The organism is Tateyamaria omphalii (assembly GCF_019802125.1).
GTDB lineage: Bacteria > Pseudomonadota > Alphaproteobacteria > Rhodobacterales > Rhodobacteraceae > Tateyamaria > Tateyamaria omphalii_B.
This window is the reverse complement of record NZ_JAHVHT010000001.1, coordinates 153,941-179,673: the sequence shown is the minus strand read 5'-3', so window position 1 is coordinate 179,673 and position 25,733 is coordinate 153,941. Positions and strand designations below refer to the sequence as shown.

The window sequence follows — 25,733 nt, the reverse complement described above, 5'->3', positions numbered from 1 at the left end:
CAGACGTCTCCAAGTGGGCGCAAGGTCCACCCCTTCCCTGTTTCAAAAAAATCCCCGCCGGAGGCTCCCGTCATCTCAACCCTCCCTAGTGCAGATTGTGCTGAGACCCGGTGGCCTCTTCATCCATGATCCCGCGCCCCGTGCGGAAGCGATCCAGACGATGACGGACGGTTGTGGGGTGCGGATTGCCGGTGGCCAACAGATGCGCGAAGGTATGCCCCGAGGCCGGCGTGGCCTTGAACCCGCCATAGCACCAGCCGCAATTGACAAAGAGCCCGTCGATGTCCGTCTTGTCGATGATGAAGGAGCCGTCGGGCGACATGTCCATCACTCCGCCCCAACTGCGCAGGACCTTAGCCTTGCCGATCGCCGGCATCAGCGTCATCGCCGCCTCGGCCACATGCTCGACAAGCGGCAGGTTCCCGCGTGAAGCGTAGCTGGCATACATGTCCAGATCGCCGCCAAAGACCAGCCCGCCCTTGTCGGACTGGCTGATGTAAAAGTGGCCCATTCCGTAGGTGATGACGTGGTCGATGCAGGGTTTCAGCCCTTCGGTGACAAAGGCCTGCAAGACATGACTTTCGATGGGCAGCCGCATGCCCGCCATTGCCGCGACCTGAGACGACCGGCCCGCAGCCACCATCCCGACTTTCTTGGCACGGATGGGCCCCTTGGTCGTCTGCACGCCCTTAACCACGCCATTTTCGACGTGGATGCCGGTGACCTCGCATTGCTGGATCAGGTCGACGCCACGGTCGCTGGCAGACCGGGCAAAGCCCCAGGCCACCGCGTCGTGGCGCGCGGTACCGCCGCGTTTGTGGTAGAGCCCGCCATAGATCGGAAAGCGGGTCTGTTCGAAGTCGAGGAACGGCAGCAGTTTTTCAACGCCCGCCCGGTCAAGCATCGCGCCATCATCGCCCTGCCCGCACATGGAGTTGGCCCGGCGCACAAAGGCGTCGCGCTGCCCGTCCGAATGGACAAGATTAATGATGCCGCGCTGGGAGTGCATGACGTTGTAGTTCAGGTCTTCTTCCAAACCCTCCCACAGCTTCAGCGAGTGCGAGTAGAATTCGGAATTGCCCGGCAGCATGTAATTGGCGCGCACGATGGTGGTGTTGCGGCCTACGTTGCCGCCACCGAGGTAGCCCTTTTCCAGCACGGCCACATTGGTCAGCCCGTGTTCCTTGGCGAGATAATGCGCCGTTGCCAGACCATGACCGCCGCCGCCGATCAGGACGATGTCGTATTCGGGCTTCGGCTCGGGATTGCGCCAATGCGGCCCCCAGCCCTTGTTTCCGGTCAGCCCTTCGGTCAGAACCTTCAGCCCTGAAAAGCGCATGTGCCCCTCCGCCTGCGTGCAGGCTCCACCATGATCATACCGCTTGGTGTAGCAAGAGGTGTGTGACCGCCTGCGGCACTTTTCGACACGGGCTGGTCTGGCAGCGACTGATTATGCAGCGCGACCGTTCCGACACGCGGCACCCGTAAGAACCGGGTGCCGCAGATGATATGGATCGGAGCCGCCGCGCCGTCGTCAGAGCCCCTTGGCCCGGTAGCTGTCCGCGACCTTGCCGATGGCCACAAGATAGGCGGCTGTCCTCAAGTCATCGACGTCTTCGCGCCCGTGCCAGACCGAGGCCATGGACTGGTAGGCCGCGCGCATCGTGTCGTCGAGACCGGAGCGCACAAGCTCCAACTCGTCTGCGCCGCGCAGATACTTGTCCTTGAAGTCCGGCGTGATGGTCCAGGCGTCCCCTAGATGGCGGCTGAGACGTTCGAGCTCATCGACAACAAGCTGGTGCCGCGCCTCTTCCTGGCGGCGTTGCATGCGGCCAAAGCGGATGTGGCTGAGGTTCTTGACCCACTCGAAATAGGACACGGTCACGCCGCCCGCGTTCGCGTACATGTCCGGGATGATGACCGTCCCCTTGTCCCGCAGGATGGCGTCGGCGCCCGCGGTGACGGGGCCGTTCGCAGCCTCGATGATCAGCGGTGCCTTGACCTCCTTGGCGTTGGACAGGTTGATCACCCCTTCGAGCGCGGCGGGAACAAGGATGTCGCATTCCTTTTCCAGAACGGACGACCCATCTTCGACAAAGGTGCCATCGGCGTAGCCGGACACCCCGCCATGCCGCGCAATCCAGTTGCGTATGGCTTCGACGTCCAGACCGCGATCATCGACCAGCGCGCCATCGCGCTCGATGATGCCGACAATCTTGCAGCCGTCCTCTTCGCTCAGGAACTTGGCGGCATGATAGCCCACATTGCCGAGGCCCTGCACCACGACCGTCTTGCCGTCGAGCGTGCCGGACATGCCAGCCTTCTTCACGCCTTCGGCGTCGCGGAAGAACTCGCGCAGCGCGTATTGCACGCCCCGCCCGGTCGCTTCCGTACGGCCCTGGATGCCGCCCGCATTGGTCGGCTTGCCGGTTACGCAGGCCACGCCGTTGATGTCGGTCGTGTTCATGCGCTTGTACTGGTCCGCGATCCAGGCCATCTCGCGCTCGCCCGTGCCCATGTCGGGGGCGGGCACGTTCTGGGCGGGGTTGATCATGTCGCGCTTGATCAGCTCATAGGCAAAGCGACGGGTGATCAGCTCCATCTCGTGCTCGTCATATTCGCGCGGGTCGACATGCAGCCCGCCCTTGGACCCGCCAAAGGGCGCTTCGACCAGCGCGCATTTGTAGGTCATCAGGGCAGCCAATGCCTCGACCTCGTCCTGGTTCACGCCCAGCGCAAAACGGATGCCGCCTTTGACCGGCTCCATATGTTCGGAATGGACGGAACGGTAGCCGGTGAAGGTCTGGATCTGGCCGCGCAGCCGCACACCGAAGCGCACCGTATAGGTCGCGTTGCACACGCGTATCTTTTCCTCGAGCCCCGGCGGCAGGTCCATGAGGGCAACGGCCCGGTTGAACATGATGTCAACGCTTTCACGGAAACTGGGTTCATTTTGGGGGCTCATCCGGGATCTCCTTTTTCCGGCACGACTCACTTCGGATCGAGTCTGTGAAGCCAGCCTATGACGGTTCCGTTAATGGGTGCGACTTTTTTGTGCGATTTGGGAACAGGGCGGCGAACGGGCGCAATTCCCATCAAATCGTAAACAGTCGAGCATACGCTGCCGGATTGACTACAATGCGATTGAAATCTCCCCACAGCTTTCCCGTTTCTGCCCGAATTCAGCCACATTCGAGGGCCACACCAATCATCGGACGAAAAGGCTGTTCAGGCCTGAGATGACCAAAACAACAAGGTGCTCGAAGCCAATGAAGTGGACACGGAAATTGACAACGAAGGCGGGGCTGAAAAGCAGCGTTGCCGGATTTGCACGGGACGAGTCGGGGGCTATGACCATCTTCGCCGTCGCGATGTTCTTTATGATGATCCTCGTGGGCGGTATCGGGGTCGACCTGATGCGCAACGAAATGGAACGCACGCGCATGCAGGCCACGGTGGACCGCGCCGTGCTGGCTGCCGCCGACCTGGACCAGCCGCTGGATGCCGAAGACGTGGTGCGCGACTATTTTAACAAGTCGGGCATGAGCGACTACCTCAGCTCGGTGACTGTGGACGAGGGTTTGAACTTTCGGACGGTCACGGCCACCGCCAACATGACCACCACAACGCAATTCATGCGCCTGATGGGCGTCGAGTCGCTGCCGGTGCCGGCCAAGGCGCAGGCCGAAGAGCGTGTGTCGAACGTCGAGATTTCGATGGTGCTCGATATCTCCGGTTCCATGGGTTGGAACAACAAGATGGCGAACCTGCAAACTGCAGCCAAGTCATTTGTCGACACTGTGATCAGAGACGAAAATGACGACCTGATCTCGGTCTCTCTGATCCCATACACCGCGCAGGTGAATGCCGGTTACGACATCTTCTCGCGCATGGAAACGAACCATCTGCACAACTACTCGTACTGCATTGACTTCGAGATCGCGGACTTCTCCGAAGCCGGGCTCAATCTCGACAATGAATACGAGCATATGCAGCACTTCGACGAAGGCTGGAACTACTCCAACCCGGTCAGCAACCCCGGTTGTCCCAAGCGGAGCTACGAAGAGATTGTTCCGTTCAGCCAGAGCGCGACCAAGCTCAAGAACACGATCGACGACTATCGCGCACGCGCCAATACGTCGATCCACCTGGGCATGAAATGGGGTGTCGCGTTGCTGGACCCGACATTCCGTCCGATCACTCAGGATCTTGCACAGGCAGGGACCGACGTCGTGGATGACGCATTTGCCAATCGGCCGGCATCCTACAGCGATCCGGAAACGCTGAAGACGGTCGTGCTGATGACCGATGGTCAGAACGTGGACACAACGCGCATCCAGCCATGGTACTACGCCAACTCCTCGCACTATGCGCACTGGAGCAGGTATCCGCTGCACTGGTATCTGAACAACTACGTTGGTCACAGCTGGAACAACTGGCGCTACACCAAATACACGTCCGCGCAAGCCGACGCGATGCTTGAGGACATCTGCGACGCCGCCAAAGAAGAAGGCATTGTCGTCTGGTCCGTGGGCTTCGAAGTTACCGACTATTCTGCTGGGGTCATGGAAAATTGCGCCTCCTCGCCCAGCCACTTCTTCCGGGTGGAAGGCGTCGAAATCACCGAAGCCTTCGAGGCAATTGCCAAGCAAATCAACCAACTGAGGCTGACCCAATGACCTTCAATCCCAAATCGTTTCTGCGCCGGTTCCGGCGTGAGGAAGACGGCCAGATGGTGGTGGAATTCGCCCTTGCCATTCCCTTGATGTTCACCCTGTTCATGACGTCGGTCGAACTCGGCATCTACCAGGTGCGCCAGGGCTTCCTCGACCGGGGTCTCGACATGGCGGTGCGCAACGTCCGCCTGAACACCACGGCCAACTATTCGCACAGCGACATCAAGCAGATGGTCTGCGAGTTCTCCGGCTTTCTTGAGGACTGCGACAACGCCCTGAAGCTTGAGATGATGCCGGTGTCGGCGCGTTCCTTTGCTGGCTTCCCTAACTCGATCGATTGTGCCGACGTGTCCCTGCCGGTCACTCCGTCGACCACCTTTGTGCACGGCAGCGAGCACGAATTGATGATGCTGCGGGCGTGCTATTCGTTCCAGCCCGTCTTTCCGATGACCGGACTGGGAGCCTCGTTCTCCAAGGATGGCGCGGGCCGGGTCAAAATGACCGCAATGTCCGGATTTGTGCAGGAGCCAAGCTGATGAAACGCCTTATCAACAATCTGCGGGTCTTCCGCGACGAGGATCAGGGCAGTATCGCCATCGAAACGGTGATCCTTATCCCGCTCCTGTTCTGGGCCTACCTGTCGATGTTCGCGATCTTCGACTCCTATCGCCAACACTCGATCAACCAGAAGGCAGCCTATACCCTCGGCGACATCATTTCCCGGGAAACGACGCCGCTGGACAACAGCTACCTCGATGGCACGCAGAAGATATTTGCCTATCTGACCAACAATGCGACGAGCAACGTCGCAATCCGGGTCACGAGCGTGAAGTACGATGCTGTGAACGACGTCTACAAGCGTGACTGGTCCAGGGCGCGCGGATGGAAAAAGGGCCTGTCACACAACGAGGTCAACAGCCTGAAGCACCTGCTTCCAGTGCTGCCGCACAATGAACGTGTGATGGTTGTCGAAACTTTCGCCAAGTATGACGCCCCGTTCGAAACAGGGCTGAAGGACCGCGAAATCGAGAACTTCGTCTTCACCCGCCCGCGCTATGCGCCGCGCGTGCTGTGGACCAACGACTAGGACCGATCAGACGACCGTTCTGCAATCATGGCCGAGAGGATCTCGGCCATGAATTTTGCCTGATGACCCGGTGTCATGCCGCCGACGCCGACGCGATTTCCCAGACGCCACCAGAGGCCGGGACGCCAAGCGCGTTCGCCCGAGTGGGTCAAGCGCAAAAGGAAACCGTTTGATGGCTTGAACGCGAACATGCCGCGATCAAGCGATGCGATGTCTGCGGTGCGTGCCACCACCTGACCCGAGCTGTCCCGCAACTCTTCGGGCGTCAGCTCAAGCGTGAGCGCCGTTGCGCGGCGCATCTTTTCAGCGATCCAGAGCGAGCCGCCGCCCAGCGCAAGCAGGAAAATCTGCCAGCCGATCTCGGGCGGGCGTACGATACCCACATAGATCACCATCAGTGACAGGATCCAAAGTGACCCCACCCCCAGGATACGACGCCCTGGCGACGCATTGATCGTGGCGATGACCTCGCCCTCTTTGAAATCCAGTCCTTGCATGGCCCGCCCTTAGCTTGCGCATGGCAGGCGGGCAAGGTCGATCAGCGCCGCACGATGACTTCCGCGCCGGGTTCTTCGGGTTCGTCGTCGACCATTTCGGCGGGAAAGCCGGGTGCGGTGACGTCCAGTCCCGTCGCCTCTTCCAGCCGCTTGATGATGTTCGGTGACAACTCGCGCGGGCCAAAGCGCCCAATGGCGTCGTCAAAGAGCCGGATCAGGAGCGGGTTGAGGTCGAGCGGCACCCCGGCCCGATCCGCGACGTCCTGAAAGAGCCCGATGTCTTTGGCCACGAGATCCATGGTGAACGAGATGTCCCGCGACCCGTTCAGGATCACCTGGCTTTCGGTTTCATGCACGAAGGAAGTGCCGGAACTGATCGCCATCGCCTCATAGGCCACGCCAAGGTCCATCCCTGCGCCCTTGGCCACGGTCAATGCTTCGGCGCAGCTCACAAGGTTGGCCGTGGCAAGGTAGTTCGTCAGCACCTTCAGCACCGACGCGCTGCCCAGGTCGCCCGTATGCAGCACACGCCGCCCCATCGTCGTGAGCAGCGGCAGAATGCGGTCGAATGTAGGACGATCGCAGCCGGCAAAGATGCTGATATTGCCTGTATCCGCACGGTGACAGCCGCCCGAGACAGGGCAATCGACCGCCGCGCCGCCCGCATCAATGACCTGCGCGCCTATGCGCTTGACCTCGGCTTCGTCCGTCGTGGACATCTCCATCCAGATCTTGCCGGGTCCGACATGCGGCAGCATCTCGTCAATGACGGCAGCCGAGGCCGCGGGGCTGGGCAGGCAGGTGATCACCGCATCGCAGTGCTGCATCATGGCCGCCGGGCTTTGTCCGTCACGTGCGCCATCCGCCACCTTGGCAGCAACGAAATCGGCATTGAGATCGTGTACTGCCACATCATGGCCGTTTCGGATCAGGCTGCCCGACAGCTTGCCGCCCACATTGCCCAGACCAATAAAGCCGATTTTCATGGCCGCACTCCCTTTTCTATCGATGTCAGTGGAAAGGGAGGGGCCAGCGCTGTCCGGCTTGTTTACGACGCCGGTTCGAAGTTTTCGGCGTAAAAGCGATACCAGTTCCCGCCCATGATGCCCGCGACTTCCTCGTCGGACATGCCGGTGGTACGCAAGCCGGTTTCGATGTTGCCGAAGTCCCGGTTGTCACGAAACCAGTCGGGCTGCGGCGGGAAGCCGGGATTGGCGGCAGAGCCTTCGCCATAGTCGATCTCCTTCGACCAGCGCCCCACGCGCATCCACTCGACCACGCTGTCGGGCTGATCCTGGCAAAGATCCGAGCCGATGCCGATCTTGTCGGTGCCGTATTTCTCTGCCGTCCGCGCAACCGCTTCACAGAAGGATTGGAGCGTGCAGTTCGATCCGTCCTTGAGGTGGTGCGGATAGAGCGAAAAGCCCAGCATCCCGCCGTTCGAAGTGACCGCACGGATCACGTCATCGCGCTTGTTGCGCAGCGCAGGGTGCCAATCATACGGATTGGCGTGGGTGATGGCGATGGGCCGTTCCGAGATATCCGCCGCCTCAATGGTCGAGCGATCCGCCGAATGGCTCATGTCCACCACCAGACCAACCCGGTTCATTTCCTTGATCACCTGACGGCCCATCCGCGTGATGCCGGTGTCATCATCTTCGTAGCAACCGGTCGCGAGCAGCGACTGGTTGTTGTAGGTAAGCTGCATGAAACGCGCGCCGAGCGTGTGCACGATCTCGACCAAGCCAATATCGTCTTCGATAGGGCTGGGGTTCTGGAAGCCGAAGAAGATGGCCGTCTTGCCCTCCGCCTTGGCGCGATCAATGTCGCTGGCCTTTAGCCCTTTGATGATCAGATCGGGATACTGCTCGAACCACCGGTTCCACGTCTCGAAATTCAGCACCGTTTCGCGGAAATTCTCGTGGTAGGCGATTGTGACATGCACCGCGTCCACGCGCCCCTCGCGCATCTGGCGAAAGATCTTTTCCGACCAATTGCAGTACTGAAGATTATCGATGCGCACCGCTCAGTCCTTGCCCGTATCGTCTTTGTCCAGGTTGAAGGCCATCATCGCGCCTTGGCCGATTGGCGTGCTGGCAAAGGGACCGCCATGATAGAAATTGGCCGGATCCTGCGGATCAAGCACGCCAGCCTTGGCATAGATCTCCTTGGCGAACTGTTCGGCGTTGTCCTTTGGCCGATACCCCAGGTGACGCGCGCCCGAGTTGTCGACCGGGGCGCGGTCATTGTCGGAGACGCCATACACGATGGAGAACCCTGCGATGGGCGTGTCGACGGCCCGCTCGACCAGATGGATCATGTCGTCGTAGCTCAGCCACGACCCCACAGCCCGAGGGTTCGTGACATTGGCGCAGGACAGGATGCGCAGGCACACGGCCTCGATCCCTTCCTTGTCCCAGTACATGCGGGCGAGGTCTTCGGTGAAGCATTTGGCAAGGCCATAGAAACCGTCGGGGCGATGCGGCGCATCGATCCCGATGGCGTCGGTCTTGGGGTGCATTCCAACGGCGTGGATGGATGAGGCATAGACCACGCGCCGGACCCCGTGCCGCCGGGCGGATTCCCAGATGTTATAGGAGCCGATGAAGTTGGGGCCGAGCAGCGTGTCGAACGGCCCCTCGTCCACGAACGCGCCAAAATGCACGACCATGTCCGCGCCTTTGACCACTGCCTCCATCGCGTCGAAATCGGCAAGGTCTGCCTGCACATAGCTTTCGTCGGGCAAGAGCGTGTCGATCCCATCTGCGATGTCGGTGGACACCAATGTTTCGCATAGTTTCGACAACGGCTCGCGCAGGTAAGAGCCAAGCTTTCCGGCTGCACCGGTCAGAACGAGTTTTTTCATGTCAGCACCTTCAGATTACAGCCTGTTCCAGAATGGGGCGGCCTGTCGCAAGCCGGTCATATGCGAAAGGCGTCAGGTCGAGGCTGCGATATTCGCCATAGGTCAGCCATTCGGCGGTTCCCCGCCCCATGGCCGGAGATTGCTGCAAGCCGTGGCCGGAAAAGCCGTTGAGGAAGACGAAATTCCCGACCTCAGGATGCGGCCCTGTGATCGCGTTATGGTCGAAGGTGTTCATGGCATAGTGGCCCGCCCACTCGCTGGTCACCTTGATCGCTTCGAATTGCGGGATGCGCGTGGCGATGACCGGCCAGACGTGATTTTCCCATATCCCGTGATCCATCGCGAAATCGCTGTAGTCGACCGCAGGATCAATGTCTGAGTGCGCGCCCGCCTGATAGGTCCCACCCCCATTTTCGCGCACGTGTACGCCCGATGGGTCGATGGTCAGCGGCAGGTCACGGTCAAGCGGTTGTTCGGCCTTGAACACCCACGAATACCGCCTGCGCGGCTCGACCGGTACGTCGATGCCCGCCATTTGCGCGGTGCGCGCGGCGCGCGGGCCCGAGGCATTGACGACGTGCCCACAGGCAACGACTTCGCCACTGGCGAGGGTCACGCTGTCAATGCGCGTGCCCGACCCATCGCGGGTCATCGCAACCACTTCGTTCTCAATATACTCAACCCCACGCTCGCGTGATTGCCTGCGCCACCAGTCAAAGACGGCAGCCCCGTCCCAGTACCCCTCGTCTACCGTGTTGATGGACCCGAGCACGATGTCATCGACGTTATAGAACGGATAGGCTGCCTTGATCTCATCCGGCGTCATCAATTTGGTTGCGGCCCCTGCCGCGTGTTGTACCTTGATGTTCCGACGGAGGGTGTCTGCAAAGGCATCGGTGTCGGCAAGGTACATGTAGCCAAAGCTGCGAATGCCAAGCTCGGGCACCCGTTCATCGCCGCCCATGTAGGTCCTGATGTTCTTGACGAAGTCCGCGGCGAATTGGCTGATCCGCACATTCAGCTCGGTCGAGAATTGTTGCCGCATACAGCTGTTCGTGTGTGCGGTTGAGCATTGTGAATAGGTCGGATCGCGTTCCACCACCAACACCCGACCATTGAAGTCCGGGTTGTCCATCAGAAACCAAGCCGTCGACGCCCCCATGATCGCACCGCCGACGATCACCACATCGTACTGGGTGTGTTGCGGTACCTGTGCCACCTGTGTCCCCGGTTTGCAGCCCTCGATTGCGCCGACTGTGCTGCGGATATGCGTGCCGCACCAGCGCTTTGTTTGCCACCTGCCGAATTTTTGTGCGCCATGCACAGCCGTTAGGACATAAACCGCGCATCATGCGACATGAACGTGCAGCTAGTAGGTCGTGGATGGAACGCCCTGCCCCTGTCGCGCACCACATCATGCGTGACTGAAGATATGAAAATTGCTGTGATCGAACCCGATCCTGATCGTGCGCGCGACATCATTGACGCGCTGATGGAAGGTGGCTGGACCGACGTGGTCGTCTTGGGCGACGTGAGCGGATTGGCGCGAAAACTGGCCGCCCTTGATCCCGACCTCGTCCTGATTGATCTGGCAAACCCCAGCCGTGATGCGCTTGAGCAGGTCAGTGTTGCTTCCGAGGCGCAGAGCCGCCCCGTGGCCATGTTTGTGGACCGCTCAGATGACGAGATGACCCAGGCGGCCGTCGCGGCGGGCCTTTCGGCCTATGTCGTGGGTGAATTGCAGCCCGACCGGATCAAGCCCGTTCTGCAGACCGCCATTGCCCGGTTCCAGATGATGAGCCAGATGCGCAATGAGCTTGAGGCAGCCAAGCAAGCCCTTGCAGACCGCAAGACGGTTGACCGTGCAAAGGGCATGATCATGCGGGCCAAGGGCGTGGGCGAAGAAGAGGCCTATGCCCTTCTGCGCAAGACCGCCATGTCGCAGAACCGCAAGGTGATCGAAGTGGCACAGGCCTTGCTGACTGCATCGGACTTGCTGACATGAGTACCGCACGTCTCAATTGCGGCTACGTGCCGCTGGTCGACAGCGCTCCATTGATCGTGGCACAGGAGTTGAACTTTGCCGCCGACGAAGGCCTGTCGCTGAACCTGCTGCGCCAACCCTCATGGGCCGCGCTGCGGGACCTGCTCGCGCTTGGCCATCTGGATGCGGCCCATATGCTGGCCCCCATGCCCATCGCCATGTCGCTTGGCCTGAGCGGACCCATGGCGCGGATCGATGCACTGATGGTCTTGTCGGTGAACGGAACAGTCATCGGCGTGTCGAACGCGATGGCGGAGGCCATGCGGCGCAAAGGTTGGCCGGGCGGCTTTGCATCTCCGCAAGACACGGCCGGACCGATGCTGTCCGCGCTGGACAGACCGTTGCGCGTTGGCGTGCCGTTCCCCTACTCCATGCATCGGCTGCTGTTTGAATACTGGATCGGCCACACAGGTCTGGCGGATCTGTCGAAGATGCACATCATCACCACGCCACCGCCGTTGATGGCCGATGCCGTCGCTTCGGACGAGATCGACGTGTTCTGCGTGGGCGAGCCGTGGGGATCGGTGGCTGTCGGCAATGACGTCGGCGAGCTGATTCTGCCCGGTGCGGCGATCTGGGCACACGCGCCGGAAAAGGTTCTGGCCGCGCGGCACGCATGGGTCGAAGAGAACCCGAGCGTGGTGGGCGCGCTCATGCGCGCGATTGCGCGGGCTGCGGCGTGGCTCGACACGCCCAAGAACCGTCCGCTCGCCATAGAGATCCTCGCCCGCAGCGCGCATCTCGATCTGCCGCACGCAGCACTCGATCATGCCTTGATGGGCCGATTTGCCACCCAGTTTGGTGCCGCGCCCGTGGATGTCCCGGGCTTCCTGCGCTTTCACGACCGAGCGGCGAACTTCCCGTGGCGCAGCCAGGCCGCCTGGATCGGGGCCGAGATCGCGCGCCTTGCAGGCATCAACCGCGACCACGCTATCGCCATGGCCCAACGCGCCATGCGCCCCGACTGCTACCGCCAGCACCTTGGCCCCATCGGCGTCGACATGCCCGGCGCCTCCGCCAAAATCGAAGGCGCCCTCACCCACCCCATGGCCGTCGCGTCGACGCGGGGGGAGATGATTCTGGGGCCGGATGCTTTTTTTGATGGCGAGATTTTCGATTTTGGCGGTGCTGAGTGACTAGTTTTTGGGCAGTTTCTGCATTGCAGCGGAAATCTCTTGCTTACGACCAAAATCCAATTGGCGAGCGGCTCGGTGAGTCGCTACGTTGAGGTCAACGAAGCAAAGACGCTTCCCTCGGCCTCCACGATGGAGGCTCTATCAAGAGCAAAGCCGCTCGTTCTGCCTGCGCATACCTCCTCCCATGCGCTCCGTAGAACGGGCGGCTTTTTTGTTTAAAAAAGGACCGACAGGATGACCCGTCTCTTTACATTTGCAGGTGCCATGGCTGCCCTGCTTGGCACGGCAGCACATGCCGAGCTGCTGGATCTCGAAAAGGATGAGCTGAAATTTGGCTTCATCAAGCTGACCGACATGGCGCCGCTCGCCATCGCGTATGAAAACGGCTACTTCGAAGACGAAGGCCTGTTCGTGACGCTGGAAGCGCAAGCGAACTGGAAAGTGCTGCTGGACGGCGTGATCGACGGCCAACTCGACGGCGCACACATGCTGGCAGGCCAGCCACTTGCCGCCACCATCGGGTACGGCACCGAGGCACACATCATCACGCCCTTCTCCATGGACCTGAACGGCAACGGCATCACCGTTTCCAACGAAATCTGGGAAGAGATGAAACCTCACGTGCCGCTGATGGACGATGGTCGTCCGCAGCACCCGATCAGCGCGGAAGCTCTGGCGCCGGTCGTCGAAGACTACAAAGACCAAGGCCTGCCCTTCAACATGGGCATGGTGTTCCCTGTCTCCACTCACAACTACGAAATCCGCTACTGGCTGGCCGCCGGTGGTCTGGAGCCGGGCTATTACAGCCCCGACAACATCACCGGCCAGATCGGTGCGGACGTGCTGCTCAGCGTGACCCCGCCCCCACAGATGCCTGCAACGATGGAAGCTGGCACAATATATGGCTACGCCGTGGGTGAGCCATGGAACCAGCAAGCGGTGTTCAAAGGCATCGGCGTGCCGGTCATCACCGACTACGACATGTGGAAGAACAACCCTGAAAAGGTGTTCGGCATCACAAACGAGTTCGCCGAAGAATACCCCAACACCACGAAGGCCATCACCAAGGCGCTGATCCGCGCGGCCATCTGGCTGGACGAGAACGACAACGCCAACCGCGAGGAAGCGGTCGAGATTTTGAGCCGCTCGGAATATGTGGGCGCGGATTACGACGTGATCGCCAACTCGATGACCGGCTTCTTTGAATTCGAGAAGGGCGACCGCCGTCCGGCCCCCGACTTCAACGTGTTCTTCCGCTACAATGCGACCTACCCGTTCTATTCGGACGCCATTTGGTACCTGACCCAGATGCGCCGCTGGGGTCAGATCTCGGAAGCGAAGCCTGACCAGTGGTATTTCGACATGGCCGCCAAAGTCTACAAGCCCGAGATTTACCTCGAAGCCGCGCGGCTGCTGGTCGACGAAGGTTTGGCAAACGAAGCCGACTTCCCCTGGGACAGCGATGGGTTCAAGGCACCGACGCCCGCGGCCGACATCATCGATGGCATCGCCTATGACGGTAAAGCGCCCAACGCTTACATCGACAGCCTGCCCATCGGTCTGAAGGGTGACCAGAAGATCATCGGCAACGCGGTCGAAGGTTGAAAGCCATGACGGGGTGGGCAGCGATGCCCACCCTACGCTGCCTCGCAGCAATCCGGCCCCAACGGTGGGGCCTCTGCTTAGAAATTAGGCACGCTGCTGTGCCGCAAGAGCCCCCAACACCACGGTGTCACCCTGCGTGCACCCCCCGTACACCCCCTATGCACCGCCGCAGTGCAGCATAGCCCGCCAGACACAAGATATGGGGTTTTCACCGCCCCGCCCGATCCCGCCGAGGAGGCCCTGAAATGACCGCCATCGACCCATCCGATCTGGACGCCGCAGCGCGCGAAGAACGCAAGCAGCGGACGTTCACCCGCATCAACGCCGCCGACAAATGGTTCCAGGTTCTGGGCCTTGCCTGGCTGACCCCGGTGCTGAAGGCAGCCGCGGGCGATAACCCCAAGGCGCAGACCAAGGAAATCTGGCGCTTGCTGGGCGTTCCGCTTGTCGCCATCGGTTTTTTCCTCGTTGCATGGGCCTCGCTCGCACCGACGGTGCAGACATCGCTGGGTGCAATCCCTGGACCGGCACAGGTCTGGGAACAGGTGGGCAAGCTGCACGAAGATGCGCAGCGCGAGAAAGAGAAAGAGGCGGCGTTCTATGTCCGTCAGGACGAGCGCAACGCCAAGCTAATTGCAGATGGTCAGGCGGACCGTGTGAAAGAGCGCGTCTATACCGGCAAGCCGACTTACTACGACCAAATCTGGACGTCGATCCAGACGGTGTTCTTTGGCTTCCTGATCGCGTCGGTTGTCGCCATCCCGCTTGGCATCGCCGCCGGTCTGAGCCCGACGGTGAACGCGGCGATCAACCCGCTGATCCAGATCTTCAAGCCGGTGTCACCGCTGGCGTGGTTGCCCATCGTGACGATGGTTGTGTCGGCCACCTATGCCGCGGACGGCTTTTTTGCCAAATCCTTCCTCACTTCGGCCATCACCGTGACGCTCTGTTCGCTGTGGCCCACGTTGATCAACACAGCCCTTGGTGTGGCCAGCATCGACAAGGATCTGGTGAGCGTGTCGAAGGTTCTGAAAATGAACACCTGGACCAAGATCACCAAGCTGGTCCTGCCCTCGGCCCTGCCCCTGATCTTTACCGGCCTGCGCCTGTCCCTGGGTGTTGGCTGGATGGTTCTGATCGCCGCCGAGATGCTGGCTCAGAACCCCGGCCTGGGCAAATTCGTCTGGGATGAGTTCCAGAACGGGTCCTCGCAATCCCTCGCCAAGATCATGGTGGCCGTGTTCACCATCGGCATCATCGGCTTCCTGCTGGACCGCCTGATGTACGCCATCCAGTCCATGTTCACCTTCACGAACAACCGGTGATCGCCATGAGCATGATCGAGTTCAAAAACGTATCGAAGTATTTCGAGGCAGGGACCGAGCGGACGGAGGTTTTGAAAGACATCTCTCTGTCCGTAAAAGAGGGGGAGTTTCTGGTCCTCCTTGGCTTTTCGGGCACCGGCAAGACGACCCTGATCAACCTGATGGCGGGTCTGGATACCCCGTCGACCGGTGAGGTGACGTTCAAAGGCGCGCCCATCACCGGGCCGGGGCCGGAGCGCGGGGTGATCTTTCAGAGCTATTCGCTGATGCCCTGGCTGACGGTGAATGGGAATGTGGGTCTGGCTGTGGACACCATTTTTCCCAATCTGTCCAAGGCGGAGCGGGCTGAGAAGGTCGACCACTATGTGAAGATGGTTGGCTTGGGCCATGCCACGGGTCGCCGTCCTGCCGAGTTGTCGGGTGGGATGCGGCAGCGGGTGAATGTGGCCCGTGCGCTGGCGATGAACCCCGAGGTTCTGCTGCTGGATGAGCCTTTGTCCGCGCTGGACGCGCTGACCCGCGCCAATCTGGCTGACGAGATCGAGCATATCTGGGAAGCCGACAAGAAGACCTGTGTGTTGATTACCAATGATGTGGACGAGGCCATTATCCTCGCCGACCGCATCATTGCGCTGAACCCCGATGGTACGTTGGGTAACGAGTTCTCTGTTTCCATCCCCCGCCCGCGTGATCGCATGGAGATGAACCATAACGATCAGTTCAAGCGGTTGCGGGCGGATGTGACCAAGTACCTGATGGATGTGGGGATCGAGGCGAAGGTCGAGGGTACGAAGGTGCTGCCTGATGTGACCCCCATCCATGGTGTGCCATCGGCGGTGGCCGAGGCGCAGAAGGGCATGATCGAGAACCGGTTCCTCGATTTCTCGCAGCTTCACAAGGTGTATCCGACGCCGAAGGGGCCGCTGACCGTCGTCGAGGATTTCGATCTGAAGATCAACAAGGGTGAGTTTATTTCACTGATCGGGCATTCGGGCTGCGGGAAGTCGACCGTGCTGACGATGGCTGCGGGGCTGAACGAGATCTCCAAAGGGGCCATCAAGCTGGATGGTCGCCATGTGGAGGGTGCGGATCCTGAGCGGGCCGTGGTGTTCCAGTCCCCCAACCTGTTCCCGTGGCTGAGCGCCAAGGAGAACGTGGCGATCGGGGTGGACAAGGTCTATCCCCGCGCGTCGCGACAGGAGCGGCAGGATGTGGTGGAGTACTACCTTGAGCGTGTCGGCCTCGGCGATGCGATGGACAAGCAGGCGGCGGATCTATCGAACGGGATGAAGCAGCGGGTGGGCATTGCGCGGGCGTTTGCGCTGTCGCCGAAGCTGCTGTTGCTGGATGAGCCGTTTGGGATGCTGGACTCGCTCACGCGGTGGGAATTGCAGGAAGTGCTGATGGAGGTGTGGTCGCGCACCAAGGTCACGGCCATCTGCGTGACGCATGACGTGGATGAGGCCATCTTGCTGGCCGACCGGGTGGTGATGATGACCAACGGGCCGCAGGCGACCATTGGCAAGATCGTGGATGTTGATCTGCCCCGCCCGCGCACGCGCAAGGCGCTGCTCGAGCATCCGGATTACTACAACTACCGGCAGGACGTGCTCGATTTCCTTGAGGAATACGAGCACGGCGCGAAGCCCAAGCCGAAACCCAAAGCCATGGCAGCGGAGTGAAAGAGATGACACAGAACATCATCGTCATCGGTGCTGGCATGGCCTCGGGCCGTGCGCTGGAGCACCTGTTTGACGCGGGCGCGGACGTGAAGGTCACGCTGTTCAATGCCGAGCCGCGCGGGAACTACAACCGGATCATGCTGTCGCCTGTGCTGGCGGGCGACAAGACCTATGAAGAGATCGTGACGCACGATGCCGATTGGTACGAGGCGAATGGCGTCACTTGCCGCTTTGGTGAGCGGGTCGCGTCGGTGGACCGAGCGGCGAAGACAGTCACGGCGGAAAACGGCGACGTGCTGCCCTATGACAAGCTGATCTTCGGCACGGGGTCCAACCCGTTCATGATCCCCCTGCCCGGCCATGATCTGGACGGCGTGATCGCCTATCGTGATCTGGAAGACACCGAACTCATGATGTCGATGGGGCCACAGAACAAGGTTGTGGTCATTGGCGGTGGTTTGCTTGGACTGGAGGCCGCGGCGGGCATGGCAGCGCGCGGTGTAGACGTGACTGTCGTACACATCATGGGCCACCTGATGGAGCGCCAGTTGGATGAAGCCGCAGGCTATCTGCTGCGCAAGGCGCTGGTCGACAAGGGCATTACGGTGCTGTGTCAGGCGAATTCCAAGGAGATCCTTGGGGAAGACGGCAAGGTCAGGTCGCTGCTCTTGGATGACGGGACGGAGCTACCCTGTGACCTGCTGGTCATGGCGGTGGGCATCCGCCCCAACGTGGCGCTGGCGCAGGAAGCGGGCCTGGCGGTCGGCAAAGGCATCCATGTGAATGACCAGATGCTCACGTCAGATGAACACATCCTGGCCGTGGGCGAATGTGTCGAACACAACGGCGCGATCTTTGGCCTTGTGGCTCCGCTTTACGATCAGGCGAAAGTCGCTGCGCAGACGATCCTCGGCGAAGAGGCGACATTCGTTCAGAAGGAACTAAGCACCAAGCTGAAGGTGACGGGCTGTGACCTGTTCAGCGCTGGAGACTTTGCTGACGGTGAGGGGCGCGAGGACATCGTGTTCCGAGACCCGGGACGCGGGGTGTATCGAAGGCTCGTGATTGAGGACAACGTGGTTGTCGGGACCGTCATGTATGGCGACACCGCCGACAGCAACTGGTTCTTCGGCCTGATCCGCGACAAGACCGACATCGCCGAGATGCGCGATACGGTGATCTTTGGACCTGCCTACCAAGGGGGTGCCCCCGTGGACCCTTTAGCAGCCGTTGCAGCCTTACCGCGTGATGCGGAAATCTGTGGCTGCAACGGCATTTGCAAGGGCACCATCGTGGATGCGATCGAGGGCGGCGCAACCGACCTAACGGCCGTGAAGGCTGTGACCAAGGCGTCGGCTTCTTGCGGGACATGTACGGGTCTGGTGGAACAGGTTCTGGCCGTCACGCTGGGCGATGACTTCGTCATGCCAGCGGCGCAGTCGATCTGTGGCTGTACCGATCTGACGCATGAAGACGTGCGGCGGATGATCAAGTCTCAGGAACTCAAGTCCATGGATGCCGTCTGGCAGGAATGTGGCTGGAAAACGCGGGATGGCTGCCATGTGTGCCGCCCCGCCCTGAACTACTACCTGATTGCGGACTGGCCGCTGGAATATCTGGACGACCCGCAGTCGCGCTTCATCAACGAACGCAAGCACGCGAATATCCAGAAGGACGGGACGTTCAGCGTCGTGCCGCGCATGTGGGGCGGGATCACCACACCGGATGAACTGCGCGCGATTGCCGATGCCGCCGACAAATACGACGTGCCGACGGTGAAAGTGACCGGCGGTCAGCGTATCGACCTGTTGGGGGTGAAGGGCGAGGATTTGCCAGCGATCTGGGCCGATCTGAACGATGCCGGGATGGTGTCGGGCCACGCCTATTCCAAGGGGCTGCGCACGGTAAAGACATGTGTGGGCACCGATCACTGCCGCTTCGGGACGCAAGACTCGACGGGTCTGGGCATCAAGCTGGAGAAGGCTTTGTGGGGGTCTTGGACGCCGCACAAGCTGAAGCTGGGTGTGTCGGGCTGCCCGCGCAACTGTGCGGAGGCCACGTGCAAGGACATTGGTGTTGTCTGTGTAGACAGCGGCTTTCAGGTTGGTATCGGTGGGGCCGCGGGCATGGATGTGCGCGAGGTTGAGCGGCTGATTGATGTCGAGACCGAGGAAGAAACCATCCTCGTGATCAAGGCAATGACACAGCTTTATCGCGAGAACGCTAAGTATCTCGACCGTATCTACAAGTGGATGAACAAGGTGGGGTTGGATTGGATACGCGAGCGTATTGCAGATCCGTCAGAGCGTGATGCTTTGGCGGCCCGCTTTGATCTGTCACAGACCGTCTATCAGAAAGACCCCTGGGCCGAGCACGCCCAGAAGAAGGCCGCGGTTTACCGGCCTGTTGCGAACCTGACGCTGGAGGCTGCGGAATGACCGACTGGATTGATATTGCAGCCCTCGACGACATTCCCCAACGCGGCGCGCGCGTGGTGAAAACGCGGGCGGGGTGTGTGGCCGTGTTTCGGACGGCGGCGGACGAGGTTTTTGCCCTCGACAACGCCTGCCCGCACAAGCAGGGGCCACTGGCCGAGGGGATCGTGCATGGGTCTGCCGTGACGTGCCCCCTGCACAGCTGGGTCATCTCGCTTGAGACCGGGTTGGTACAGGGCAACGACGAGGGCCAGGTGGCGACCTATCCGGCGCGGGTTGAAGGCGGGCGCATCCTGCTGGATACCACGTTCCTGCAGGCGCGGTCTGCCGCATGAGCACCTGCACGACCTGCCCATACTGCGGCGTAGGTTGCGGTGTGATCGCGTCGCCTGACGGGACGATCAAGGGCGACGCGAAACACCCGGCCAACTTCGGGCGGTTGTGCTCCAAAGGGTCTGCTCTGGGCGAGACGATTGATCTGGATGGCCGATTGCTAGCCCCGACCGTGGGTGGGATTGAGACAGGGTGGGACGAGGCCATCGGGCTTGTCGCGCGGAAGTTCTCCGAAGCGATCCGGGATTATGGGCCGGAGTCTGTGGCCTTCTACGGGTCGGGTCAGTTGCTGACCGAAGACTACTATGTCGCCAACAAGCTGATGAAGGGATTTATCGGGGCGGCGAATATCGACACAAATTCAAGGCTTTGCATGGCGTCTTCCGTGGCGGGGCATAAGCGGGCCTTTGGGACCGATACCGTGCCGGGGACCTATGAGGATCTGGAAGGGGCCGATCTGATTGTTCTGGTCGGGTCGAACCTGGCATGGTGCCATCCGGTTCTGCATCAGCGCATTGCCGCGGCCAAGGAGGCGCGGCCCGAGATGCGGATCGTGAATGTCGATCCGCGGCGCACGGCGACGTCTCAGCTTGCTGATCTGCATCTGAGCATTGCGCCGGATGGGGATGTGGCTTTGTTCAACGGTCTTTTGGCGCATCTGGCGACGACGGGCCGGGTGAATCGGGACTATGTCGATGCCCATGTGAACGGGTTCGAGCCTGCCTTGGCCGCCGCTTATGCAACGGACGCAGCGGCGAGCGGGCTGTCAGCCGATGAGTTGGCGATCTTCTATTCCATGTGGGCGGGGACCGAGAAGGTTGTGACCGTCTATTCGCAGGGCGTGAACCAGTCGTCTTGCGGGACAGACAAGGTCAACGCCATTCTGAACTGTCACCTTGCCACGGGCCGCATTGGGCGTGCCGGGATGGGGCCGTTTTCTGTCACCGGCCAGCCCAATGCCATGGGGGGCCGCGAGGTGGGCGGTCTGGCCAATATGCTCGCCAGCCATCTGGATATTGAGAATGCAGAGCACCGGGCTGCGGTGCGGGCGTTTTGGGGAAGTCCGACGATTTGCGACGTGCCCGGACTGAAGGCCGTCGATCTGTTCAAGGCCTGTGCCGATGGTCGGATCAAGGCGCTGTGGGTGATGTCGACGAACCCGGCGGTGAGCCTGCCCGACGCGCAGGGGGTGGCGGATGCGATCGCCAATGTGCCGTTCACCGTGGTGTCGGACATCATGGCGCGGACGGATACCAGCGATCTGGCCGATGTGCTGCTGCCTGCCGCTGGGTGGGGCGAGAAGAGCGGGACGGTCACGAACTCCGAGCGCCGGATTTCGCGGCAGCGGGCGTTTTTGCCCGTGCCGGGGCAGGCGCGGCCGGATTGGAAGATCATCAGCGATGTGGCGGCGGCCATGGGCTGGGCGGAGGCGTTTGACTACAAGAGCCCTGCGGATGTGTTTCGGGAACACGCAGCGCTTTCTGCTGCAATGCGTCCGTTCGAGCGGGACTTTGACATCAGCGGGTTGGCGAAGCTGAGCGACGCAGACTATGACGCGCTGGCGCCTGTGCAGTGGCCGGTTCCGGCAGAGGGCAAGGGGCAGACCCGGTTTTTCGCCGACGGCAGCTTCTATCATGCGGATGGCAAGGCGCGTATGTTGCCACTGACCGCGCCCGCGCCGGTTGCGTCTGGTCAGTTCCACCTGAACACAGGCCGCAACCGTGACCAGTGGCACACGATGACACGCACGGGCAAAGCGCCACGGCTGGGCACTCATCTGGCGGAGCCATATGTGGAAATTCACCCCGCGGATGCCGCCGCGTTGAACCTCGATACAGCCGAGTTGTGCGTGCTCAGCGACGGCAACAACAGCGCCATTTTACGCAGCCTGCCGACAGATCGTGTCGCGCGGGGCAACCTGTTTGCGCCGATGCATTGGACCCGGCAACGCGCAACCAAGGGGACGGTGAATGCCGTCGTGCAAACAGGTACAGATCCTGTATCTGGTCAACCGGCCCTGAAATTCGGGCGCGTTTCAGCACGACGTTTCGGTGCGGATTGGTATGGGTTTCTTGCGTCGCAAAACGACATCTCCATGTCCGGAGACTATTGTGCTGTCGCCCGGACGGACACGGGCTGGCAAGCAGAGTTGGCCGGAGCATCGTCGCGGCCCGACGCAGAAACCCTATTGTCCAAACTGATTGGGCCATTGAACGGCAGCATCAGTGTCTTTTCGGATGCAGCGACCGAAACGCAGCGGATTGCGCACCGGATGGATGGGCGGCTGACCGCACTTCTGTTTCTGTCGCCGAAACCGGTGCAGCTTTCTCGGGCACATGCGATCTCTGCCATTGGTCAAGACCGCCCCGCAGTCTCGGCCCTCGCCGGGCGGGCGGCGGGCGCTCAAGCCGATCCCGGCCCAACGGTTTGCGCGTGCATGAGTGTTGGCCTGAACGATCTCAAACGGGCCATTGCGGATGGCTCAGCCACCGTCGAAGCCTTGGGCGACTGCACCGGCGCTGGCACCAATTGCGGTGCCTGCAAGCCCGAGCTGCAGGGCCTTCTTTTGCCCGCTCCCACCCCAGCCGTCGCCGCAGAATAGGAGACATGCCATGAAGACCTTTCCCATGTTCCTGACCATGACCGATCGCCGCGTTGTAATCCTGGGCGGCGGGGAGCAGGCGACGCAGAAATGCCGCCTCATGCTCAAGACCGAAGCGGAGATCGAGGTGTTTGCCCCGACCCTCGACGTGGAATTGCAGGCGCTGGCAGACAAAGGTCGGATCACCCACCGCACTGGCCCGATCACGGCAAAAGCGCTGCAAGGCGCGCCGCTGGTCTTTGTCGGCACCGGCTGTCCCGGCATCGATGCCGCCCTGCACGCGGTGGCCCGCGATGCGGGCGCGCTGGTCAATGTGGTCGACCAACCGGACCTGTGTGACGCCATCACTCCGGCCATCGTGGACCGGGACCCAGTGGTCGTTGCCATTGGAACAGAAGGCACGGCGCCGGTCCTGGCCCGTCAGGTCAAGACCGCGCTGGAGCGGATGCTCGACCCGCGTTTGGGCGATTTGGCAGCCCTTGCGGGGCGCTTGCGGGACTATGCGGCGCATCGGCTCGGGCCACGCCAGCGCCGTGACTTGTGGCGCTGGGTGTTCAACGGACCCTTGCGTGCACAGCATGCCCGCGAAGGCGACGCGCCTGTCGCCCGTGCAATCAAGGACGTGATCCGCACAGGCAAAGTGCCTGCCGCGGCCCCTGCACCTGTGGCCCTCGTTGGTGCTGGTCCGGGGTCAAGCGACCTGATTACCCTGCGCGGTGTGCAGCGGCTGCAAGAGGCCGACATCATCTTTTATGACCGGCTGGTCGATCCCGGCGTGCTGGAATTGGCCCGGCGCGATGCGGAGCGGGTGTTCGTAGGCAAGGAACCGGGCTGTCACGCATGGCCACAGGACAAGATCAACGCCGTTATCGTAGGTGCTGCAAAACGCGGGCAGCGCGTCGTGCGCCTGAAATGCGGCGACCCCGGCGTCTTCGCCCGTGGTGCCGAAGAGGCGGAAGCCCTGCAGGCCGCAAACCTTGAGTATGAAATCGTGCCGGGCGTAACGGCCGCCAGCGGCGCCGCGGCGGCGGTCGGCGGTTTTCTCACCGAACGGGGCAAGAGTGATACGCTGGTGCTGACCACCGGCCGTTGTGCAGACGGAAATGGTGTGCCCGATTGGGTAACGCATCTGACCCAGCGCAGCAATGTGGCCGTCTACATGGGTGTCGCGGCCGCGCCTAAGATCGCCGATTGCCTGTCACGGGCGGGATTGCTGGATCAGATCGATTTGACAGCCGTCAGCAACGCACAACATGCCGATCAGAAGGTTCTGCGTTGTGCGGCAAAGAACATGGTGGAGAAGTTGACCGAGGCCGGCATCGAAAGCCCCGCCATCCTGTTCCTGTCCCATCGCGACACCTCGACATGCGACATGGCTGAGCCGGTTCCTCATCTCGTGGCTGTCTGACACCCAACTCAGAAGGGGCGACGCGACGCGCGTCAGTCCCGCTTGATCGACCACACCATGGCGGTTTCGTAGCCCGCCATCTTCAGCAGTTCAATCTTTGAATGCCATGCGGCCGGGCACACCACAAAGACCGCGTCGATGCCTCGCGCCACGAAGGCCGCCTCTGCCGCGTGCAGAAGCGCGATGGCCCCATCGCCTGAATGCGCGAGCGTTTCGACATCGGCGAAGTCGGTATGGAAATAGTCATCAATGACACCGGTGCCGCCAATGTCATGGGCCGGCGGAAAGTGCAGCCGGGAGGCGGGCTGGGCGATCACGTATCCCCCAAGGGAGTCCGGTGGGCCGAGCACCATCATATCCCGGTCTGGCAAGGACAGGCTGCGCGTCATCCATGCGGCAAATCGGGTGTCGGCATCGACATGCGTCTCCCAGAACGGGTCGATGTCGAACAGGACCTGGCGGTGTTCTGCGCTTCGCGCAACGATACCGGAAATGTCCGCTTGCGTGGCGGAGCGTATGTTGGCGGGCCGCTCGGCGCCTGCCAGGCCGGTACGGGACAGATACAGCGTCAACGGGGCGTAGCCTCGCTCATCGAAAACGTCCTGCCAGGTTTCACTGGTCACCAACGAGGTCAGAATGATCTGGGCACCGGCATCCCGCAGAGCCTGTTCCGCAGCCTCAATCAATGCCTTGGCGGTGGTGTGCGCTGCACCCGGCGCGACAAAGGCGTCGGGCAGGATCAACCCAGGTTCGCCTTTCGAACCTGCATAGATCGGCGGCACCGGCAGCAGCATGGAGTGGACGACGCCGGTGATTGCGCCTTCGTGTTCTGCCACGTGCCAGATCTGCTGAAACGGTTGCTTGTCGGACGTCAGCGCGAAGGTGAGCGCCGCATGAATGTCAGCCGCCGCATCCTTGCCCATCTTCCAAAGGACTGCATCCACTGTCTGACGGTCAGCGGCGTCGGTGAGCAGCAGCTCGACAATGCCCGGAATGTCTTGCGGCGTGGCTTGGCGAATACTTGGGTGCATGTGCATGTCCTGGATCATGTGACGTGAAACGCGGTGTCGAAGCGTGTATCGCCCTCCCGTACCGATTTGACAAAACAGGATATTTGCCTGAGCCTTTAGAAAATCTATCGGCTTGGGGCTGCGAATGACCCGACTCAATCTAAATGCGCTGCGTGTGTTCTCCGTCGTGGCGCGTCATGGGAACCTTCAACACGCGGCCGACGAATTGAACGTCTCGCGCGGGGCCGTGTCACAGCGGATCCGACGGCTGGAGCTCGACCTCGGTGTCGTCCTGTTACAGCGCGAAACACGGGGCGTGTCCCTGACGCCCGCCGGGGAACGGTGCCGGGCGGCGATTGACAACGCATTGGGCACGCTTGAAACGGCGCTCGTCGACATTTCGGGCGCAATGCGTGTGGATCATGTCACCTTGCACCTTGGCCCATCCACGGCTGCGAAGTGGCTGATGCCGCGGATGAAAGCGTTTTCCGACCGGTTTCCCGGTATCACCCTCAGAACCGAGGTGCACGACCGGATCCTGTCGCGAAACCTGGGGCGGAACGAGATTGCGATCTGGCCCGGCAAGGCGGCTGATCGCAACCCAACCCACCGCACACAACGCCTGGTCGACATCCGTCTCGTGGCGGTGTGCAGCCCCGACCTGATGCTCCCGCACACGCCGATGGCGCTCGACGAGCTGGTGGATTTGCCTTTGTTGCAGGATGCGCATCGCAGATGGGACGCGCTGTTCGGCATCATGGGACAGCACGCTCCGCGCAAGGTCCTGAATTTCGACCGCGCCGCGCTTGCACTGGACGCAGCCATGGAAGGGCATGGGATTGCCATCGCGCCGACCTACATGGTGGAGCGTGACATCTGTCAGAAGCGGTTGGTGGAGATCTGGGCGCACCCGGACCCGACGGATGACTGTCTTTTCGTGTCCTGGTCAGGAGAACATGGCGGCCAGCGCCATCTTGAGCGGATCGTCGACTGGATCCAAAGCGGATTTGAAGATGGCGCCCGATGA

At 61.4% G+C, this 25,733-nt stretch carries 21 protein-coding genes; 13 read left to right on the top strand and 8 right to left on the bottom strand.

All coding sequences use genetic code 11. The features are described 5' to 3' along the window. Nucleotides 1–85: 85 nt before the first annotated feature. Entirely contained in the window at nt 86–1,339 is a 1,254-nt protein-coding gene (locus KUV51_RS00865; RefSeq protein WP_222519740.1) for a sarcosine oxidase subunit beta family protein, read from the bottom strand. 195 nt (nt 1,340–1,534) lie between these two features. Continuing rightward, nucleotides 1,535–2,965: a Glu/Leu/Phe/Val family dehydrogenase gene (locus KUV51_RS00860; protein ID WP_222519739.1), complete on the bottom strand. Its 1,431-nt coding sequence runs from the start codon at nt 2,963–2,965 to the stop codon at nt 1,535–1,537. Nucleotides 2,966–3,350: 385 nt separating this feature from the next. On the opposite strand from KUV51_RS00860, the gene KUV51_RS00855 reads away from it, so the two are divergent. From KUV51_RS00855 to KUV51_RS00845, 3 genes are read left to right on the top strand one after another with little or no spacing between them, the layout of a single operon-like run. Beyond that, on the top strand, nt 3,351–4,679 hold the full coding sequence (locus KUV51_RS00855; protein ID WP_261385590.1) for a pilus assembly protein TadG-related protein: 1,329 nt from the start codon (nt 3,351–3,353) through the stop codon (nt 4,677–4,679). Further along, a complete protein-coding gene (locus tag KUV51_RS00850) occupies nt 4,676–5,212 on the top strand; it encodes a TadE/TadG family type IV pilus assembly protein (protein WP_222519737.1) in 537 nt (178 codons plus the stop codon). Before KUV51_RS00855 ends, KUV51_RS00850 begins: the two co-directional genes overlap by 4 nt. Then, nucleotides 5,212–5,763: a TadE/TadG family type IV pilus assembly protein gene (locus KUV51_RS00845; protein WP_222519736.1), complete on the top strand. Its 552-nt coding sequence runs from the start codon at nt 5,212–5,214 to the stop codon at nt 5,761–5,763. Before KUV51_RS00850 ends, KUV51_RS00845 begins: the two co-directional genes overlap by 1 nt. On the opposite strand, the gene KUV51_RS00840 is transcribed toward KUV51_RS00845, so the two are convergent. From KUV51_RS00840 to KUV51_RS00820, 5 genes are all read right to left on the bottom strand, one after another. Continuing rightward, entirely contained in the window at nt 5,760–6,260 is a 501-nt protein-coding gene (locus tag KUV51_RS00840; RefSeq protein ID WP_222519735.1) for a hypothetical protein, read from the bottom strand. The two genes, KUV51_RS00845 and KUV51_RS00840, sit on opposite strands and share 4 nt — an antisense overlap. 41 nt (nt 6,261–6,301) lie before the next feature. Continuing rightward, nucleotides 6,302–7,246, bottom strand: a complete 945-nt coding sequence (locus KUV51_RS00835) for an NAD(P)-dependent oxidoreductase (protein WP_222519734.1) — start codon at nt 7,244–7,246, stop codon at nt 6,302–6,304. A gap of 62 nt (nt 7,247–7,308) precedes the next feature. Beyond that, the gene (locus KUV51_RS00830) at nt 7,309–8,283 is read right to left on the bottom strand and encodes a membrane dipeptidase (protein WP_222519733.1); all 975 of its coding nucleotides are present in this window, start codon (nt 8,281–8,283) and stop codon (nt 7,309–7,311) included. Between the two features lie 3 nt (nt 8,284–8,286). After that, nucleotides 8,287–9,126, bottom strand: coding sequence for an NAD-dependent epimerase/dehydratase family protein (locus KUV51_RS00825; protein WP_222519732.1), 840 nt, complete (start codon nt 9,124–9,126; stop codon nt 8,287–8,289). A 10-nt stretch (nt 9,127–9,136) separates the two neighbouring features. Continuing rightward, nucleotides 9,137–10,345 (bottom strand): FAD-binding oxidoreductase, encoded by a 1,209-nt coding sequence (locus KUV51_RS00820; RefSeq protein ID WP_315898776.1) that lies wholly within the window; start codon nt 10,343–10,345, stop codon nt 9,137–9,139. A 201-nt stretch (nt 10,346–10,546) separates the two neighbouring features. On the opposite strand from KUV51_RS00820, the gene KUV51_RS00815 reads away from it, so the two are divergent. The 9 genes from KUV51_RS00815 (at nt 10,547) to cysG (ending at nt 23,696) form a co-directional block, all read left to right on the top strand. Next, nucleotides 10,547–11,131: an ANTAR domain-containing response regulator gene (locus tag KUV51_RS00815; RefSeq protein ID WP_222521192.1), complete on the top strand. Its 585-nt coding sequence runs from the start codon at nt 10,547–10,549 to the stop codon at nt 11,129–11,131. After that, on the top strand, nt 11,128–12,306 hold the full coding sequence (locus KUV51_RS00810; protein WP_222519731.1) for a CmpA/NrtA family ABC transporter substrate-binding protein: 1,179 nt from the start codon (nt 11,128–11,130) through the stop codon (nt 12,304–12,306). Before KUV51_RS00815 ends, KUV51_RS00810 begins: the two co-directional genes overlap by 4 nt. Before the next feature lie 234 nt (nt 12,307–12,540). Further along, nucleotides 12,541–13,911 carry a CmpA/NrtA family ABC transporter substrate-binding protein gene (locus tag KUV51_RS00805; RefSeq protein WP_222519730.1) on the top strand — a complete coding sequence of 457 codons (1,371 nt, stop codon included), beginning with the start codon at nt 12,541–12,543 and terminating at the stop codon, nt 13,909–13,911. A 245-nt stretch (nt 13,912–14,156) separates the two neighbouring features. Then, nucleotides 14,157–15,236 carry an ABC transporter permease gene (locus KUV51_RS00800; RefSeq protein WP_147112774.1) on the top strand — a complete coding sequence of 360 codons (1,080 nt, stop codon included), beginning with the start codon at nt 14,157–14,159 and terminating at the stop codon, nt 15,234–15,236. A 5-nt stretch (nt 15,237–15,241) separates the two neighbouring features. Further along, the gene (locus tag KUV51_RS00795) at nt 15,242–16,918 is read left to right on the top strand and encodes an ABC transporter ATP-binding protein (protein ID WP_222519729.1); all 1,677 of its coding nucleotides are present in this window, start codon (nt 15,242–15,244) and stop codon (nt 16,916–16,918) included. 5 nt (nt 16,919–16,923) lie between these two features. Then, nucleotides 16,924–19,356, top strand: coding sequence for a nitrite reductase large subunit NirB (gene nirB / locus KUV51_RS00790; protein ID WP_222519728.1), 2,433 nt, complete (start codon nt 16,924–16,926; stop codon nt 19,354–19,356). Continuing rightward, nucleotides 19,353–19,688, top strand: a complete 336-nt coding sequence (gene nirD / locus KUV51_RS00785; RefSeq protein WP_222519727.1) for a nitrite reductase small subunit NirD — start codon at nt 19,353–19,355, stop codon at nt 19,686–19,688. Before nirB ends, nirD begins: the two co-directional genes overlap by 4 nt. Continuing rightward, nucleotides 19,685–22,288 (top strand): nitrate reductase, encoded by a 2,604-nt coding sequence (locus KUV51_RS00780; protein ID WP_222519726.1) that lies wholly within the window; start codon nt 19,685–19,687, stop codon nt 22,286–22,288. Before nirD ends, KUV51_RS00780 begins: the two co-directional genes overlap by 4 nt. A 10-nt stretch (nt 22,289–22,298) precedes the next feature. Beyond that, complete coding sequence (gene cysG / locus KUV51_RS00775; RefSeq protein WP_222519725.1) at nt 22,299–23,696, top strand: siroheme synthase CysG; 1,398 nt, start codon at nt 22,299–22,301, stop codon at nt 23,694–23,696. Nucleotides 23,697–23,728: 32 nt separating this feature from the next. Here the strand turns inward: cysG and KUV51_RS00770 are convergent, their stop codons facing one another. Then, nucleotides 23,729–24,727 carry a hypothetical protein gene (locus KUV51_RS00770; protein ID WP_222519724.1) on the bottom strand — a complete coding sequence of 333 codons (999 nt, stop codon included), beginning with the start codon at nt 24,725–24,727 and terminating at the stop codon, nt 23,729–23,731. Between the two features lie 124 nt (nt 24,728–24,851). Here KUV51_RS00770 and KUV51_RS00765 point away from each other — a divergent pair, with 124 nt between their 5' ends. After that, a complete protein-coding gene (locus KUV51_RS00765) occupies nt 24,852–25,733 on the top strand; it encodes a LysR family transcriptional regulator (RefSeq protein ID WP_222519723.1) in 882 nt (293 codons plus the stop codon).

Coding starts and splice junctions, on each gene's coding strand:
- KUV51_RS00865 (WP_222519740.1), bottom strand. CDS start 1,339: ATGCGCTTTTCAGGGCTGAAGGTTCTGACCGAAGGGCTGACCGGAAAC.
- KUV51_RS00860 (WP_222519739.1), bottom strand. CDS start 2,965: ATGAGCCCCCAAAATGAACCCAGTTTCCGTGAAAGCGTTGACATCATG.
- KUV51_RS00855 (WP_261385590.1), top strand. CDS start 3,351: ATGACCATCTTCGCCGTCGCGATGTTCTTTATGATGATCCTCGTGGGC.
- KUV51_RS00850 (WP_222519737.1), top strand. CDS start 4,676: ATGACCTTCAATCCCAAATCGTTTCTGCGCCGGTTCCGGCGTGAGGAA.
- KUV51_RS00845 (WP_222519736.1), top strand. CDS start 5,212: ATGAAACGCCTTATCAACAATCTGCGGGTCTTCCGCGACGAGGATCAG.
- KUV51_RS00840 (WP_222519735.1), bottom strand. CDS start 6,260: ATGCAAGGACTGGATTTCAAAGAGGGCGAGGTCATCGCCACGATCAAT.
- KUV51_RS00835 (WP_222519734.1), bottom strand. CDS start 7,246: ATGAAAATCGGCTTTATTGGTCTGGGCAATGTGGGCGGCAAGCTGTCG.
- KUV51_RS00825 (WP_222519732.1), bottom strand. CDS start 9,126: ATGAAAAAACTCGTTCTGACCGGTGCAGCCGGAAAGCTTGGCTCTTAC.
- KUV51_RS00810 (WP_222519731.1), top strand. CDS start 11,128: ATGAGTACCGCACGTCTCAATTGCGGCTACGTGCCGCTGGTCGACAGC.
- KUV51_RS00805 (WP_222519730.1), top strand. CDS start 12,541: ATGACCCGTCTCTTTACATTTGCAGGTGCCATGGCTGCCCTGCTTGGC.
- KUV51_RS00800 (WP_147112774.1), top strand. CDS start 14,157: ATGACCGCCATCGACCCATCCGATCTGGACGCCGCAGCGCGCGAAGAA.
- KUV51_RS00795 (WP_222519729.1), top strand. CDS start 15,242: ATGAGCATGATCGAGTTCAAAAACGTATCGAAGTATTTCGAGGCAGGG.
- nirB (WP_222519728.1), top strand. CDS start 16,924: ATGACACAGAACATCATCGTCATCGGTGCTGGCATGGCCTCGGGCCGT.
- nirD (WP_222519727.1), top strand. CDS start 19,353: ATGACCGACTGGATTGATATTGCAGCCCTCGACGACATTCCCCAACGC.
- KUV51_RS00780 (WP_222519726.1), top strand. CDS start 19,685: ATGAGCACCTGCACGACCTGCCCATACTGCGGCGTAGGTTGCGGTGTG.
- cysG (WP_222519725.1), top strand. CDS start 22,299: ATGAAGACCTTTCCCATGTTCCTGACCATGACCGATCGCCGCGTTGTA.
- KUV51_RS00770 (WP_222519724.1), bottom strand. CDS start 24,727: ATGCACCCAAGTATTCGCCAAGCCACGCCGCAAGACATTCCGGGCATT.
- KUV51_RS00765 (WP_222519723.1), top strand. CDS start 24,852: ATGACCCGACTCAATCTAAATGCGCTGCGTGTGTTCTCCGTCGTGGCG.